The 17,112-nt window shown below is 47.8% G+C and carries 9 protein-coding genes and 2 rRNA genes; 1 reads left to right on the top strand and 10 read right to left on the bottom strand.

Annotated elements, in window-relative coordinates; genetic code table 11:
* Positions 1 to 54 precede the first annotated feature (54 nt).
* The 4 genes from NST33_RS00055 to gyrA form a co-directional block, all read right to left on the bottom strand.
* Positions 55 to 2,982, bottom strand: a 23S ribosomal RNA gene (locus NST33_RS00055).
* 306 nt (positions 2,983 to 3,288) lie between these two features.
* Positions 3,289 to 4,841 (bottom strand): 16S ribosomal RNA (locus NST33_RS00050).
* Together the 16S and 23S rRNA genes form the textbook arrangement of a ribosomal RNA operon.
* Positions 4,842 to 5,307: 466 nt before the next feature.
* Positions 5,308 to 6,426, bottom strand: coding sequence for an HD-GYP domain-containing protein (locus tag NST33_RS00045; protein WP_221820264.1), 1,119 nt, complete (start codon positions 6,424 to 6,426; stop codon positions 5,308 to 5,310).
* A gap of 222 nt (positions 6,427 to 6,648) precedes the next feature.
* The gene (gyrA, locus tag NST33_RS00040) at positions 6,649 to 9,213 is read right to left on the bottom strand and encodes a DNA gyrase subunit A (RefSeq protein ID WP_339306339.1); all 2,565 of its coding nucleotides are present in this window, start codon (positions 9,211 to 9,213) and stop codon (positions 6,649 to 6,651) included.
* 426 nt (positions 9,214 to 9,639) lie between these two features.
* On the opposite strand from gyrA, the gene NST33_RS00035 reads away from it, so the two are divergent.
* Entirely contained in the window at positions 9,640 to 10,587 is a 948-nt protein-coding gene (locus tag NST33_RS00035; RefSeq protein ID WP_339306337.1) for a YheC/YheD family protein, read from the top strand.
* Positions 10,588 to 10,681: 94 nt separating this feature from the next.
* Here NST33_RS00035 and gyrB read toward each other — a convergent pair whose 3' ends face one another.
* The 6 genes from gyrB to dnaA form a co-directional block, all read right to left on the bottom strand.
* Positions 10,682 to 12,592, bottom strand: a complete 1,911-nt coding sequence (gene gyrB, locus NST33_RS00030; protein ID WP_076216622.1) for a DNA topoisomerase (ATP-hydrolyzing) subunit B — start codon at positions 12,590 to 12,592, stop codon at positions 10,682 to 10,684.
* 145 nt (positions 12,593 to 12,737) lie between these two features.
* Positions 12,738 to 12,986, bottom strand: coding sequence for an extracellular matrix/biofilm biosynthesis regulator RemA family protein (locus NST33_RS00025; RefSeq protein ID WP_017691405.1), 249 nt, complete (start codon positions 12,984 to 12,986; stop codon positions 12,738 to 12,740).
* 13 nt (positions 12,987 to 12,999) lie between these two features.
* Positions 13,000 to 14,112, bottom strand: a complete 1,113-nt coding sequence (gene recF, locus NST33_RS00020; protein ID WP_339306334.1) for a DNA replication/repair protein RecF — start codon at positions 14,110 to 14,112, stop codon at positions 13,000 to 13,002.
* Positions 14,113 to 14,169: 57 nt separating this feature from the next.
* A complete protein-coding gene (gene yaaA, locus NST33_RS00015; RefSeq protein ID WP_036611994.1) occupies positions 14,170 to 14,385 on the bottom strand; it encodes a S4 domain-containing protein YaaA in 216 nt (71 codons plus the stop codon).
* A 16-nt stretch (positions 14,386 to 14,401) separates the two neighbouring features.
* Positions 14,402 to 15,544 (bottom strand): DNA polymerase III subunit beta, encoded by a 1,143-nt coding sequence (dnaN, locus tag NST33_RS00010; protein WP_017691408.1) that lies wholly within the window; start codon positions 15,542 to 15,544, stop codon positions 14,402 to 14,404.
* A gap of 221 nt (positions 15,545 to 15,765) precedes the next feature.
* On the bottom strand, positions 15,766 to 17,112 hold the full coding sequence (gene dnaA, locus NST33_RS00005) for a chromosomal replication initiator protein DnaA (RefSeq protein ID WP_062327668.1): 1,347 nt from the start codon (positions 17,110 to 17,112) through the stop codon (positions 15,766 to 15,768).

Below are 17,112 nucleotides of genomic sequence, written 5' to 3'. Positions count from 1 at the left end.
TGTTGTTCTCTGAAAACTAGATTCGAAACGAAACATGCGATTTACAACTTGCTATTGGATAAGCCCTCGACCGATTAGTACTGGTCAGCTCCATGCATTGCTGCACTTCCACCCCCAGCCTATCTACCTCGTCGTCTTCAAGGGGTCTTACATACTGGGAAATCTCATCTTGAGGGGGGCTTCACGCTTAGATGCTTTCAGCGTTTATCCCGTCCGTACATAGCTACCCAGCGGTGCTCCTGGCGGAACAACTGGTACACCAGCGGTACGTCCATCCCGGTCCTCTCGTACTAAGGACAGCTCCTCTCAAATTTCCTACGCCCACGACAGATAGGGACCGAACTGTCTCACGACGTTCTGAACCCAGCTCGCGTACCGCTTTAATGGGCGAACAGCCCAACCCTTGGGACCTACTTCAGCCCCAGGATGCGATGAGCCGACATCGAGGTGCCAAACCTCCCCGTCGATGTGGACTCTTGGGGGAGATAAGCCTGTTATCCCCAGGGTAGCTTTTATCCGTTGAGCGATGGCCCTTCCATGCGGTACCACCGGATCACTAAGCCCGACTTTCGTCCCTGCTCGACTTGTAGGTCTCGCAGTCAAGCTCCCTTATGCCTTTGCACTCTTCGAATGATTTCCAACCATTCTGAGGGAACCTTTGGGCGCCTCCGTTACTCTTTAGGAGGCGACCGCCCCAGTCAAACTGCCCACCTGACACTGTCCCCGCACCGGATTACGGTACCAGGTTAGAACCTAGATACGATCAGGGTGGTATCCCAACGTTGCCTCCATGCAAGCTGGCGCTCACACTTCAAAGGCTCCCACCTATCCTGTACAGATCGTACCCAAATTCAATATCAAGCTGCAGTAAAGCTCCATGGGGTCTTTCCGTCTTGTCGCGGGTAACCTGCATCTTCACAGGTATTAAAATTTCACCGGATCTCTCGTTGAGACAGCGCCCAAGTCGTTACGCCATTCGTGCGGGTCAGAATTTACCTGACAAGGAATTTCGCTACCTTAGGACCGTTATAGTTACGGCCGCCGTTTACTGGGGCTTCGGTTCACAGCTTCGGGATTACTCCCTAACCACTCCCCTTAACCTTCCAGCACCGGGCAGGCGTCAGCCCGTATACTTCGCCTTACGGCTTCGCACAGACCTGTGTTTTTGCTAAACAGTCGCTTGGGCCTTTTCACTGCGGCCCCCTCGTGCTATTCACACTACCGGGGCACCCCTTCTCCCGAAGTTACGGGGTCATTTTGCCGAGTTCCTTAACGAGAGTTCTTCCGCGCGCCTTAGAATACTCTTCTCGCCTACCTGTGTCGGTTTGCGGTACGGGCACCATCACCTGGCTAGAGGCTTTTCTTGGCAGTGTGAGATCATGACCTTCGCTACTATAATTTTCGCTCCCCATCACAGCTCAGCCTTACAATGTGCGGATTTGCCTACACATCAGCCTCACTGCTTAGACGGACATCCATCAGTCCGCGTCACTACCCTACTGCGTCCCCCCATTGCTCATAACGGCTTACGGTGGTACAGGAATTTCGACCTGTTGTCCTTCGACTACGCCTTTCGGCCTCGCCTTAGGTCCCGACTTACCCTGAGCGGACGAGCCTTCCTCAGGAACCCTTAGGCTTTCGGCGGATCAGATTCTCACTGATCTTTTCGTTACTCATACCGGCATTCTCACTTGTATAATGTCCAGCGCTCCTTACGGTACACCTTCAACCCTTATACAACGCTCCCCTACCCCTGATGCAAAGCATCAAGCCATAGCTTCGGTGGTGTGTTTAGCCCCGTTACATTTTCGGCGCAGAGTCACTCGACCAGTGAGCTATTACGCACTCTTTCAATGGTGGCTGCTTCTAAGCCAACATCCTGGTTGTCTGTGCAACTCCACATCCTTTCCCACTTAACACACACTTGGGGACCTTAGCTGATGGTCTGGGCTGTTTCCCTTTTGACAATGGATCTTAGCACTCACTGTCTGACTCCCGGAAGTAAGTCTATGGCATTCGGAGTTTGACTGAGCTTGGTAACCCTTGCGGGCCCCGCACCCAATCAGTGCTCTACCTCCACGACTCTGTTTTCCGAGGCTAGCCCTAAAGCTATTTCGGGGAGAACCAGCTATCTCCGAGTTCGATTGGAATTTCTCCGCTACCCCCACCTCATCCCCGCATTTTTCAACATGCGTGGGTTCGGGCCTCCAGTGCGTGTTACCGCACCTTCACCCTGGACAGGGGTAGATCACCCGGTTTCGGGTCTACGTCCACGTACTCAATCGCCCTATTCAGACTCGCTTTCGCTGCGGCTCCGGCTCTTCACCTTAACCTTGCACGGGAACGTAACTCGCCGGTTCATTCTACAAAAGGCACGCCATCACCCCTAAAACGGGCTCTGACTTTTTGTAAGCACACGGTTTCAGGTTCTATTTCACTCCCCTTCCGGGGTGCTTTTCACCTTTCCCTCACGGTACTGCTTCACTATCGGTCGCTAGGAAGTATTTAGCCTTGGCAGATGGTCCTGCCGGATTCATACGGGGTTTCACGTGCCCCGCACTACTCGGGATCCGTCTCGGAGGGAACAGACTTTCAACTACAGGGCTTTTACCTTCTTTGGCGGGCCTTTCCAGACCTCTTCGCTTAACCGGTTCCTTTGTAACTCCATGTGAGACGTCCCACAACCCCAAAGAGCAAGCTCTCTGGTTTGGGCTTCTCCGCGTTCGCTCGCCGCTACTGACGGAATCACTATTGTTTTCTCTTCCTCAGGGTACTTAGATGTTTCAGTTCCCCTGGTATGCCTCTGCATAACCTATGTATTCAGTTATGAGTAACTGGAAATTACCCCAGCTGGGTTTCCCCATTCGGACACCCCCGGATCAAAGCTTGCTTACAGCTCCCCGAGGCAGTTTCGTTGTTCGCCACGTCCTTCATCGGCTCCTAGCGCCTAGGCATCCTCCGTGTGCTCTTAGTAGCTTAACCTCGTGCTCCGGTTTCGACTGCTCGCTTCCCTTGTTTTGCTTGCGCAAAGCCAAAAGTCGCTCTCACCCGATACCATCGTACGTGCAATCTACCGTTTTTATTTAAACTTGTTTAACACAAGTTCAGCTAAAAAGGAATGTTCTAATTCGCGTTTGTTTCGTTTCGATATCTAGTTTTCAAAGAACAAGCTCCATGCAAAAGCAAGCTGTTTTGAGAGTTTGAGCTCTCAAAACTGAGCAACGAGTGAGTGTTTTGCAGCTAAGCTGCAGTTTTGAATGTTTCCACTCGGGAAACGATTCTCCATAGAAAGGAGGTGATCCAGCCGCACCTTCCGATACGGCTACCTTGTTACGACTTCACCCCAATCATCTATCCCACCTTCGGCGGCTGGCTCCTTGCGGTTACCCCACCGACTTCGGGTGTTATAAACTCTCGTGGTGTGACGGGCGGTGTGTACAAGACCCGGGAACGTATTCACCGCGGCATGCTGATCCGCGATTACTAGCAATTCCGACTTCATGCAGGCGAGTTGCAGCCTGCAATCCGAACTGAGACCGGCTTTGTTGGGATTGGCTCCATCTCGCGATTTCGCAGCCCGTTGTACCGGCCATTGTAGTACGTGTGTAGCCCAGGTCATAAGGGGCATGATGATTTGACGTCATCCCCACCTTCCTCCGGTTTGTCACCGGCAGTCTATCTAGAGTGCCCACCCGAAGTGCTGGCAACTAAATATAAGGGTTGCGCTCGTTGCGGGACTTAACCCAACATCTCACGACACGAGCTGACGACAACCATGCACCACCTGTCTCCTCTGTCCCGAAGGAAAGGTACATCTCTGTACCGGTCAGAGGGATGTCAAGACCTGGTAAGGTTCTTCGCGTTGCTTCGAATTAAACCACATACTCCACTGCTTGTGCGGGTCCCCGTCAATTCCTTTGAGTTTCAGTCTTGCGACCGTACTCCCCAGGCGGAGTGCTTAATGTGTTAACTTCGGCACCAAGGGTATCGAAACCCCTAACACCTAGCACTCATCGTTTACGGCGTGGACTACCAGGGTATCTAATCCTGTTTGCTCCCCACGCTTTCGCGCCTCAGCGTCAGTTACAGCCCAGAGAGTCGCCTTCGCCACTGGTGTTCCTCCACATATCTACGCATTTCACCGCTACACGTGGAATTCCACTCTCCTCTTCTGCACTCAAGTCACCCAGTTTCCAGTGCGATCCGGGGTTGAGCCCCGGGATTAAACACCAGACTTAAATGACCGCCTGCGCGCGCTTTACGCCCAATAATTCCGGACAACGCTTGCCCCCTACGTATTACCGCGGCTGCTGGCACGTAGTTAGCCGGGGCTTTCTTCTCAGGTACCGTCACCTTGAGAGCAGTTACTCTCCCAAGCGTTCTTCCCTGGCAACAGAGCTTTACGATCCGAAAACCTTCATCACTCACGCGGCATTGCTCCGTCAGGCTTTCGCCCATTGCGGAAGATTCCCTACTGCTGCCTCCCGTAGGAGTCTGGGCCGTGTCTCAGTCCCAGTGTGGCCGATCACCCTCTCAGGTCGGCTACGCATCGTCGCCTTGGTGAGCCGTTACCCCACCAACTAGCTAATGCGCCGCAGGCCCATCCCCAAGTGACAGATTGCTCCGTCTTTCCAGTTTCCTTCAGGCGAAGAAAACAATTATTCGGTATTAGCTACCGTTTCCGGTAGTTGTCCCAAACTTGAGGGCAGGTTGCCTACGTGTTACTCACCCGTCCGCCGCTAAGTATCAAGGAAGCAAGCTTCCTATCAACTCCGCTCGACTTGCATGTATTAGGCATGCCGCCAGCGTTCGTCCTGAGCCAGGATCAAACTCTCCAATAAAGTATTGAAAAGAGCGATAAGCTCATTTTGAATCTGACGAGATTAAAAATCTCATTTGTGCTCCAGTCGATCCAAGCCAAGGCTTGTCTCTAACTTTCGCGTTCATTCTGCAAGCAGAATGTTTACTCACTCGTTGTTCAGTTTTCAAAGATCAAACTTATTTTGTTACCGAGCGTTGTTCTCCTCAGCAACTTTTATATCTTATCACATCCGAACCAACTTTGCAAGCTCTTTTTTTAAGTTTCTTTCGAAGCTTATTTCATTCGCTTGCCGCACCGTGTAAACTGTGTTTTCTTGGCCGGAATTAGAATATACCATGTACAGATTTACATTGCAAGTCTTTTTTCGAGTAATTATATATAACTCTACAATCTTTCTGTTTTTTCTACACTTCCACATTTATCTCACGTAAAAAGCCTCTCTATAAAAGAAAGGCCCTCTCATCAAGTTACTTTAATATCTATTGTTATCCGATAACCTCTTGGATGTGAAGCTGCCGTTGCTGCATCAGGTTAATAATGTTTCCTTCTACTGACACCATAGGCCGTGTAGGATGATCTCGATCAGAGAATACGATCTCACCAATCTGGTTATTGCTGAGTTTTACTCGGATGCCATTATGGATCTGGGTTGACCGTTGAACAAATACTCTTACAATTGCAGGATCCAACTTCCCAAATGCCTCACTTTGGATCTGTTCTAGGACTAGGTATGGTGATTGAGCCTTGCGGTAGATCTTCTCCAGCGTCATGGCGTGGAAAATATCAGCGATAGCTACAATCTTGGCATAAATATGAATCTGCGTCCCACTAAGCTGCAACGGGTAGCCTGATCCATCCACTTTTTCATGATGCTGCAAAGCTGCAAGCCTGGCTCCCTCATTAATGGCCTTTGCTTGTTTAAGGATCTGATACCCATATTTCGTATGCTGACGAATCTCTTCCTGCTCTGCAGCGGTCAACGTGGATGGTTTATGGAGAATCTGCGGATCTACCTTGTTGTTACCAATATCATGGAACAAGCCTGCAAAGGCCACTTGCATCCAATCCTTGGAGGGGAGATCAATCCATTGTGCCAGTTGATAGGATGTGATTGCACTCAGTACGGCATGGTGATATACATAATCATGTTCTTGTATTACTCGTGGAGTGAAGGTAAGCACATTATATTGTTTGAGATGTGCAAACACAGACTCCAACTGTGTACGTAACTCATAGACCGGTAATTCGGCCGCCAGAGAGGACAGGAAAGCATTTTTCGTTAGTCCGACCATCTTCTCATACTCATCCTGCAAAGACGTTACTACAGGAGCTGTAGTGACGTTCCCTGTCTTCCCTGCCCGTTCACCATTGTTGTCATTGGCAGAACTTCCTGCTGACACAGATGCACCTTTGCTGCCTGTACTACTCGACCCCAATCTTTCTTGTTCAATATCTACCTGTTGAATCATAAAGGCTCTGAGCACTTCCATGTCCTTGGGTAAAATGACTTTTCCCTTCTGAAGCAGAACGTTGCCGCGAAGTGTTTGCACATCACTCCCAAGTTTGAGTCCTGGTTTGACCTCTGACAGGGTGATTAATCCCATGTATATTCCCCTCACTCATCGTTCTTCTATGTTAATAACAAACAAGACCATAGTCCCGGTTTTTCATGATATTTCCCATTATATTACTCAGGAATCAGGCTGTACATCCCAGATTCGTAAGAATAAAAGAAGAGATTCCTTTATACAAACAAAAGGGCTCCCACCGGGAGCCCTCACAATCTTCTTCCAATCTCAAGAGATTGGTCTTTATAAAATTCTATTTTATGCTTCCGAACCGGAATCGTCGTCGCCTTCAACTTCATTAACGTCAGCGTCAGAAACGGTGCCTTCTTCCAAGCTTACTACTGGAGCTTGGGACTCCTCGCCTTCCAAGCCTTCAAGCGACTCATCGTCTGGTTCCTCTTCATTTTTGTCAATTCGACTGACTGTAGCCACTGAATCCTCATCACGAATATGAATCAGCTTCACACCCTGCGTGTATCGACCCATAGTGGATATGCCTTCCATGCTCATCCGGATCAACGTACCGCTAGACGTGATAATCATCAGATCCTCTTCGGTTTTAACCATTTTGAGGCTGACGACTGAGCCGTTCTTCTCTGTGACATTAATAGTCTTGATCCCTTTACCGCCACGAGTCTGCATCCGATAATCACTGACAGGTGTACGTTTACCGTAACCTTTGGCTGTAACGATCAGAACATCAAGCTCTTTATCAACTACATCCATGCCGATAACAGCATCCTGTGCATCCAATGTAATCCCCTTAACTCCGGTTGCGCTACGTCCCATGGAACGTACGTTACCTTCCGAGAATCGAATAGACATTCCGTGAGCTGTACCCATGATGATCTCTTGCAATCCATCGGTCAGCTTAACATCGATCAGAACGTCATCATCACGTAAGGAAATACCGATCAAGCCGCCTTTGCGAATATTGGTGTAATCCTCAAGTGGCGTCTTCTTCACAACCCCTTGGCGGGTAGCAAAGAACAAGTATCTGTCACTTTCGAATTCCTGAACCGGAATTACGGCATTGACCGATTCGCCCTGCTCGATCTGGATCAGGTTGATAATCGGCGTTCCCCGTGCGGTACGTCCAAGCTCTGGAATCTCGTAAGCTTTGAGACGATACACTTTACCTTTGTCGGTGAAGAACATGAGGTAGTTGTGAGAGTTGGTCACAAACAGATGCTCGACAAAGTCGGTATCTTTCGTATCCATACCCACGACCCCACGTCCACCACGTTTCTGGCTGCGGTATGTGGATACCGGCAGACGTTTCACGTAGCCTGTATGAGTAATCGTAATGATAACCTCTTCACGTGGAATCAGGTCCTCATCCAGAATACTTTCTTCACCTACAGTGATCTCCGTACGACGATCATCGCTGAAGCGATCACGAATTTCTTGCAGCTCTGTACTGATAATCTCAAGTACAAGGTGCTCGTTGGCCAGAATTTCGCGATACTCTCTGATTTTGACCATCAGTTCGTTATATTCATTTTCAATACGTTCGCGTTCCAGACCTGTGAGGCGTTGCAAACGCATATCGAGAATAGCTTGAGCCTGATCGTGACTGAGTGAGAAGCGCTCAATCAAACCTTCTCTGGCTGCATCCGCATTACTGGATGAACGAATCAACGTAATAATCTCGTCGATATGATCCAGTGCAATACGCAAACCTTCTAGAATATGTGCACGAGCTTCAGCCTTTTTCAGTTCAAACTGTGTACGTCTGCGAATAACCTCAATCTGATGCTGCAGGTAGTGATACAACACTTCACGCAAGTTCAGGATTTTAGGTTCTTTATTAACAATCGCAAGCATGTTAATACCGAAAGTGGATTGCATCGATGTATGTTTGTACAAGTTGTTCAGGACAACCCCCGGATTCACGTCTCTGCGAAGCTCAATTACAACCCGCATACCATTACGGTCAGACTCATCACGAAGGTCAGTAATGCCATCAATCTTCTTATCACGTACCAACTCGGCGATTTTCTCAACGAGTCTCGCCTTGTTTACCTGATAAGGCAGCTCCGTAACGATAATTCTCGCCTTGTTGTTATTCTCTTCGATGTTGGTTTTGGCCCGCATCGTTACTGAACCACGTCCGGTCTGATACGCCTGGCGAATGCCTGAACGGCCCAAAATGTAGCCGGACGTAGGGAAGTCTGGTCCTTGAATGTAATCCATGAGCTCCATGGATGTAATGTCCGGATTTTGAATCATGGCCTGTACACCATCAATGACCTCACCCAGATTATGAGGAGGAATATTGGTGGCCATACCTACCGCGATTCCGCCGACCCCGTTGACAAGCAAGTTAGGAAAACGAGCAGGCAGAACGATTGGCTCATGTTCTTCACCGTCATAGTTCGGCTGGAAATCAATTGTATCCTTGTTGATATCTCTGAGCATTTCCATAGCAATCTTGGACAAACGTGCTTCGGTGTAACGCATGGCTGCGGCCATATCACCATCGACTGATCCAAAGTTACCATGTCCATCTACATGCATATAACGCAGGGAGAAATCCTGTGCCATCCGTACCATCGTCTCGTAAACAGCAGAGTCACCGTGTGGGTGATACTTACCGATAACTTCGCCGACGATTCTGGCTGATTTTTTATGTGGTTTATCGGGTGTCATGCCGAGCTCTGACATCGCGTACAGAATACGCCGGTGAACCGGCTTCAATCCATCACGCACGTCAGGTAAGGCACGGCTAACGATGATGCTCATCGCATAATCCATAAACGATTCACGCATCTCGACGCCTATATCCCGATCTGTAATCTGAGAGTTCATTTCTTCCGCCATGCTGGACCTCCTTCTTGTCCTTCAACAAACGTTCCATTCCGTCATGCAAAAAAATTGATTATATGTGAAAAGCCTAACAAGGCTAAAACCGCGCAAGAACGCTACTCTTTATTATATTACTTTCACAAAAGTTACACAATTAAACGTCCGCTGGGCAATAGCCTTTCTTCCGGGAACTTCTGCGTGTCTGGGGATACGCCCTGCCTTCCTCCCCAATTGCACATACAATGCTAGAAAAACGGCATATGTACTGTGCCTACAGAGGCTAAAGCTATTCCCGTCCTACGACCAAACTGCAAATTGTGCAGCTCATCGCACAAAACGTCATATTTCTCTATTATACCACTGAAATCGTCTCTTGTCCTTTGATTTCTCCGTGTCTGTCCCTCTTTAGAACTGAACAAAACATGAAAGGACTGATGAATCTTGGGTATCCAACGCGTCTCCAGCAAATGGGCCAAAACAGCTGTGTTACAACGCAGTCGCATTGTGAATGAATATATCCCAGTGACCCGAAAATATAGCCGTCAAACTCTGGAACGAATGACTGAGTTATTTGAGTCCAACTATATCAAACCGGACCGTGGTACTTACGGTAATGGGGTCATGCGGGTGAAAACAACCCGTCTATACGAACCTGTCGTTCATTCCGAGGATTCCACCACAGATGCAGAGGTTCCGGAAGAAACCAATGATCGGAGCCTGCCTGATGAACCCGAAGCAAGTGCTGTTATCTCCAGAGCTACCTATCTCACAACAACATATCATCTCCAATACGGTACAGAGGAGAGATCATTTCATTCCCTAGACGAACTCGAACGAGCACTGAATGATCGCATTCAGGAACGTGATTATATCATTCAACAGGGAATCTCGCTGATGAAGCATGGAGAATTACCTTTTGACTTGCGTGTGTTAACTCAGAAAAATCTGCAACACAACTGGGAAACAACAGGTATTTTGGGACGTGTAGCTGCCCCGGGCAAAATCATCACCAACATTCATGGTGGTGGACGATTGGCCACGTATGAAGAACTCGTACTCCCCCATCTTCACCAGGATGGCTTCAAAAAACTTCGTACTGAGCTGTACCGCTTAGGTATTCATACCGCTGTGCAGTTGCAAACATCATTTCCAAGGCTCAAAGAGATCGGTATTGATATTGCACTAGACGAAGCAGGGCGTCCCTGGATTCTTGAAGTCAACACACTGCCAGGCATTTATGCCTTTGGCTTATTACCGGACAAGGAGGCATACCGGAAGATCAAACGTTATGCCATTGCGTACGGTCGTTTGCCCTCCAAAAAGGGTAAGAGCTCCCGTCCATCCCCTAAAGCACAGGCTTCGTCTGCCAAAAAACGTGTACGCAGATAACAAAGGGATACGGAAGTCTAAGTATACGACTTATCTGTTCCATACTTTCCCTAATATAAAAAAAGGCGCCCTCTCAGGCGCCTCTTTGAATATGTTAAATGTCGAGGTTTTTCACGTATTTTGCATTTTCCTGGATAAAGTCACGACGGGGTTCAACGTTATCCCCCATCAGGGTGTCAAACATGGTATCAGCAAGGATGGCATCATTAATCGATACTTGCATCATGGTCCGACTCTCCGGATCCATCGTCGTTTCCCACAATTGTCCGGCATTCATCTCGCCAAGACCTTTGTAACGCTGAACGTTGAATTTTGCATTTTCGCCGAGCGTTGCAATAATTTCATCACGCTCTTTCTCGGAACCGGCATAACGAATCACTTTGTTACGCTCAATCTTGAACAATGGCGGTTGTGCAATATATACATAACCTGCCTCAATGATTTTGCGCATATACCGATACAGGAATGTCAGCAATAGTGTTCGGATATGAGCACCATCGACGTCGGCATCGGTCATCAAAATGATTTTGTGATAGCGTGCTTTGGCAATATCAAAGTCATCACCAATACCTGTACCCATTGCCGTAATAATTGCTCTAATCTCCGCATTACCCAAGATCCGGTCGAGACGGGCTTTTTCCACGTTCAAAATCTTACCACGCAGCGGCAAAATCGCTTGGAAATGACGATCCCGGCCTTGCTTCGCTGATCCGCCTGCAGAGTCACCTTCGACGATGTACAATTCGCTGATTGAAGCATCCTTGGATGAACAGTCTGCCAGTTTACCTGGAAGTGAGCTTACTTCGAGTGCACCTTTACGACGTGTCAGTTCACGGGCTTTACGGGCAGCTTCACGCGCACGTGCTGCTTGCAGTCCTTTTTCCAAAATGCGACGGGATACGGAAGGATTCTCTTCCAGGAACTCTTGCAGCTTCTCGGCAAACAATGATTCGACAATCCCACGCACTTCGCTGTTGCCCAGCTTGGTCTTGGTCTGTCCTTCAAATTGCGGTTCTGGAATCTTGACCGAAATAATAGCTGTCAAGCCTTCACGCACGTCATCCCCGGAAAGGTTCCCCGTGCTGTCCTTGATTACCCCTGCCTTACGGGCATAATCATTGATAATCCGCGTAAGGGCACTCTTGAAACCTGATTCATGCGTTCCACCCTCATGGGTGTTGATATTGTTGGCGAAGGAATAGATATTCTCGGTGTAGTTGTCATTGTATTGCAGAGCAACTTCCACCTGGATGTTATCTCTGGAACCTTCAACGTAAATTGGATTCTCATGCAGTACTTCACGCTTCTGGTTGAGGAAGGAGACGTATTCGATAATGCCGCCTTCGTACAGGAATGAGTTGGTTGCACCTGTACGCTCATCCGTCAGTGTAAGACCAATACCTTTGTTCAGGAACGCCAGCTCACGAATACGGGCCAGCAAGATGTCATATTCATAAACTCTTGTTTCCGTGAAAATTTCTGGGTCCGGATGGAATCTAACCGTTGTTCCTGTTTCATCGGTTGTACCGATCACTTTCAGGTCGTACTGTGGAGCTCCACGGCGATATTCCTGTTGATAGATATGTCCCTCACGTTTAACCGTTACAACCACTTTTTCAGAGAGTGCATTCACAACGGACACACCAACACCATGCAAACCACCAGATACTTTATATCCGCCGCCGCCAAATTTTCCCCCTGCATGGAGGACAGTCATAACTACCTCAAGTGCAGGACGTTTCATTTTGGTATGTTCGCCGACAGGAATACCCCGTCCGTTATCGACGACAGTTACGCTATTGTCTTCATGGATACTGACCTCAATGTGGTCGCAGTAACCTGCAAGCGCTTCGTCAATACTGTTGTCCACTACTTCCCAGACCAGATGATGCAGGCCCTTGGAACTGGTGGAACCGATATACATGCCCGGACGCTTCCGTACGGCTTCCAATCCTTCAAGGACCTGAATTTCATTCGCATCATATGACGGTTGATTCATAGACATGCCTTTCACCTACTTCTATAGATTCAATATCGTAAATATGCGTTAACTAATAATGTTTGCTGAAATAGGCAACGTCCTTCATTTCAGCCAGCTATCCAAATTTAAAGACAAGCAGCAAAAGAGATATCTTTTATGCCATACAATGCTAGAGATCCGGAAAAATGTGAGCCCGCTTCTTCAGCGTGGCTGAGGATATAGGCGAGTAGTACACAATGTTTTTGGTCACCACAATGGACTTGGCTTCCTCTTCGCCGATATGTTCCACGGTTTTTTCCTGCTCGGCATGCGTGACATACTGCTTGGAGATCTTTGAGGATTTTTCAATCGATATATCAAAAATAGCGACCAATTCGGAAGAACGGATGATCTTCTCACCGCCCAGATGAATGTACATAAGCCCTCACTCCTTAGCGTTCAACCTGTCCGGCATGAACGTGATAAATACTGGCATCTTTGAGCTTGTCAACGTTCAGGCTCTCGATCCCCGTAGCCGTAATAAAGGTTTGCACCTTGCTCTGGAACGTTTCGATCAGCTGCGTCTGGCGAAAAGGGTCCAGCTCAGACAGAACATCATCCAGCAACAGAACTGGATATTCTCCGATTTCTTCATGAATCAGTTCAATTTCCGCAAGTTTAAGGGACAACGCCGTTGTGCGCTGCTGCCCCTGCGAGCCATATGTTTGTACTTCCCGATCGTTAATGAAAAAGGACAGGTCATCCCGATGCGGCCCACTAAGGGTTGTGCCTCGGCGAATCTCCTGCTCTTTCATTTGTGATAATTTTATCATAAATTGGTCCATTAAGACAGCTTCATGTTCCTCAGCGGCTTCGCTGAAGGAAGGAAGGTAGGCCAGCCGCAAGACTTCTCCGCCTCCGGTGATCCCCTGATGAATCGTTTCTGCCCACTTTTGCAGTTTCTTTATGAATTGTTTCCTTTTTTTGACGATTTTAACACCGTGCTCCACCAATTGCTCGTTCCACACCTCAAGCATGGTCTGGGCTGATGCCCCTTTTCCCCATAACTGCTTAAGCAAATTATTTCGTTGTACGAGCACTTTTTGATATTGCTGCAGGTGATACAGGTAGCCTGGTGCAACCTGTCCGATCTCCATGTCAAGAAACCGGCGGCGGACCCCCGGTGTGCCTTTTACAATCTCCAGATCCTCCGGTGCAAACATCACAACATTGAGCGCTCCGACAAAATCACTTAACTTGCGCTGCTCCAAGCCGTTAATCTTTGCTTTTTTGCCTTGTTGCGACAAAGATAGTTCAAGCTTGACCGATCCGTACTTTTTGTCGACCTCTGCTGCAAGTCTGGCACGTTCCTCACCGAAACGAATCAGTTCCTTGTCACGGGATGTACGGTGGCTTTTGGTGAGTGCGAGTACAAAAATCGCCTCTGCAAGATTGGTCTTGCCTTGGGCATTTTGCCCGATCAACAAGTTTACGGGACCAAAAGAATCCAGTCTCAGATGTTCATAATTGCGGAAATTCTGCAGATCAATGCTGTTCACAAACACGCGGTAACCTCCCTTTTATCCCGTCCGTCAGGAGGCAGCAGGATCGAACTGGTCTTCTTATTCTGCAGCAACTTCGAATGTGCCTTCTCCGTCCACTTCAACGATATCCCCAGGGTATAACTTCCGTCCCCGACGTTCCTCAGGCTCTTTATTCACACGTACAAGTCCTTCTTGAAGCAGAGCTTTGGCCATACCTCCAGTTGGGATGCAATCAGCCAGTTTCAAAAATTGATCAAGCTTAATATATTCCGTACGAATCGTAACTTGGTTCACTGTGATCTTCCTTTCGTTAGTTGGTCGTCCGATATGGCAATATCACGTAAAGGCTGTGACTGTCATCCAGCGGTTTCAAGATAATTGGACTCATGACTCCTGTAAAAGCGATCATCAGCTGCTCACTTTCAACAACTTTCAGCACATCCAGCATGTATTTGGAGTTGAACGAGATTTTTAACGGATCTCCTGTAAACTCGGCAGGTTCGATTTCTTCTCTTACTTTACCTAGCTCAGAAGAGCTTGAAGAAATTTCAACGGATCCCGAATCCATCGTCTGCATACGCACGATGTTTGTTTTCTCTTCACGCGACAGCAAATAAGCCCGGTCAATGGATTCACTTAATTTTTTTGTATCTAAAACAAGTTCTGTTTTGTATGACGTTGGAATAATTCTAGAAGTATCCGGATATGTTCCGTCCAAAATACGGGAGTAGAACAATACACGGTCGATTTTGAACAGGACCTGGTTATCTGCAACAACGATATCCACAAGGGTATTTTGATCCGGAACAATTTTGCTGAGCTCGTTCAGCGTTTTACCGGAAATGACCACGTTGTTGAAGCGGATACCTTCTGCATTATCCAGCATTGCTGATCGAGTAGCAAGACGGTGACGGTCTGTTGCCACAAATTTCAATTCGTTGTCACCCAAACTCCAGAGTACACCTGTCAGGATTGGAGTAGTCTCATGTGTGGAAATGGAGAAGACCGTTTGTTTGATCATATTTTTCAGCAAATCTCCTGGAATGGAGACCGTTTGGTTTTCTTCGATGCTTGGCAGTACCGGGAATTCTTCCGGATCAAGACCTACCAGTTGAATCTCGGTAGCACCTGCGGAGATAAAGGTGTTGAAGTTCTCTTTGACTTCCATGTGTACTTCCTGTGATGGCAGCTTCTTGATAATCTCCACGAAAAACTTGGCTGGCAAAACTACACTGCCGGGTTGATCTACCTGAACTACGCTTTTATCCCCATCTTCAAGCGGGATGAAGGATTGAATGGATATATCGGTGTCACTTGCTGTCAACGTTACACCTTGATGATTCACGTCGAATTTGATACCGCTCAGAATCGGAATCGTTGTACGGCTTGAGATCGCTTTGGATACTTGCTGTATGGAATCGTTTAAGTAGTTTTTCATTATGCTGATTTTCATGGTTTCACTCCTAGCTGATTTTTTTTGGGTGTTGGGGTGTTTAAAGGTGTTTTTCAAGGCCGAAGGCTAAGCTCCGAAATGGCTATTTTGGAGATGATATCTTTAAGATCTTTTTAGTAATAATAGTAATAGGGGCACTGAATATGTGGATAAGTGGGTATAAACCCGTACACCCAAGCCTATCCACATGTGTATACGTTGTGCATAGGCTTGGGACTTGTTCAGGTTGGATTCTTAATTTTTTCGGTTAAGTTGTTGATAACTTTATAGAGATCCTGATCGTTTTTAATCGCTTGGGAGATCTTTTCGTGAGCATGTATGACAGTGGTGTGATCTCGTCCTCCGAATGCTTCCCCAATTTTGGGCAGAGAAAAGTCTGTCAGTTCACGAGAGAGATACATGGCAATCTGTCTTGGAAAAGCAACTGCCTTGGTCCGTTTCCGTGCTTTGAAATCTTCAAGTTTAAGGCTATAATACTCGCCGACCTTTTGTTGGATGTCGTGAATAGTGATCATTTTGGGACGACTGGACGGAATAATATCCTTCAGTGCTTCAGCTGCCAGATGAGTGGTTACATCTTGATTAGTCAGTGAAGAATAAGCAACGACCCGAATCAGGGCGCCTTCCAGTTCACGGATGTTGGTGTCAATCTGGTTGGCAATGTACATCATCGCTTCATTCGGAATATCCAAGTTTTCCGCACGTGCCTTTTTACGCAAAATTGCAATCCTCGTCTCCAAATCTGGAGGCTGGATATCCGTAATTAACCCCCATTCAAAGCGAGAACGAAGACGTTCTTCCAGTGTCGGAATTTCCTTCGGTGGTCTGTCGCTGGAGATGATAATCTGCTTCCGTTCCTCATGCAGCGCATTAAACGTATGGAAAAATTCCTCTTGTGTCGATTCTTTTCCCGCCAAGAACTGAATATCATCAATGAGCAAAATGTCGACGCTCCGGTATTTGTTACGGAAGCTCTCCCCGCGGTTGTCACGGATCGAGTTAATGAATTCGTTCGTGAATTTCTCAGACGACAAATAAACGACTTTGCTGCCCGGATCATGCTCCAGAACATAATGTCCGATCGCATGCATCAAGTGAGTTTTACCGAGACCTACCCCTCCATACAGAAAGAGAGGGTTGTAAGCTTTGGCGGGCGCTTCAGCGACCGCCAGCGATGCGGCATGGGCAAAACGGTTGCCCGGCCCGATGACAAATGTATCGAACGTATATTTCGGATTCAGCATGCTGAGTACCGCTTCTTCCTGGACAACTGTAGGCGTTGGTGCTGGCAGTTGCGGATCCGGTTCAACAGGCTTGTTCTCTTCGATGACAAATTTCACATCGACTTGCTTGCCAAGCAGCTCGTATACCGTCGAGCCAACCAATTTGGTGTAACGGCTCTCCAGCCATTCGACGGCAAACGTGGTTGGTGCGGAAATGACGATTGAACGGTCATTCAGCTTGGTCGCTTTGGTTGCTTTGAACCAGGTGTCAAAGCTGGGTTTGCTGAGTTTGTTTTGTATGATTGATAAAATTTGCTGCCATAAATCAGAAGTATGGCTGTCCAC

Origin of the sequence: Paenibacillus sp. FSL L8-0435 (genome assembly GCF_037965655.1) — a bacterium.
Taxonomy (GTDB): domain Bacteria; phylum Bacillota; class Bacilli; order Paenibacillales; family Paenibacillaceae; genus Paenibacillus.
This window is presented reverse-complemented; position numbering and strand designations above follow the sequence as displayed.

What these genes read in the sequence shown, in the direction of transcription:
- dnaN (WP_017691408.1), bottom strand. Translation starts at nt 15,544, where the DNA reads ATGAAAATCAGCATAATGAAAAACTACTTAAACGATTCCATACAGCAA.
- gyrB (WP_076216622.1), bottom strand. Translation starts at nt 12,592, where the DNA reads ATGTCTATGAATCAACCGTCATATGATGCGAATGAAATTCAGGTCCTT.
- gyrA (WP_339306339.1), bottom strand. Translation starts at nt 9,213, where the DNA reads ATGGCGGAAGAAATGAACTCTCAGATTACAGATCGGGATATAGGCGTC.
- NST33_RS00045 (WP_221820264.1), bottom strand. Translation starts at nt 6,426, where the DNA reads ATGGGATTAATCACCCTGTCAGAGGTCAAACCAGGACTCAAACTTGGG.
- NST33_RS00025 (WP_017691405.1), bottom strand. Translation starts at nt 12,986, where the DNA reads ATGTACATTCATCTGGGCGGTGAGAAGATCATCCGTTCTTCCGAATTG.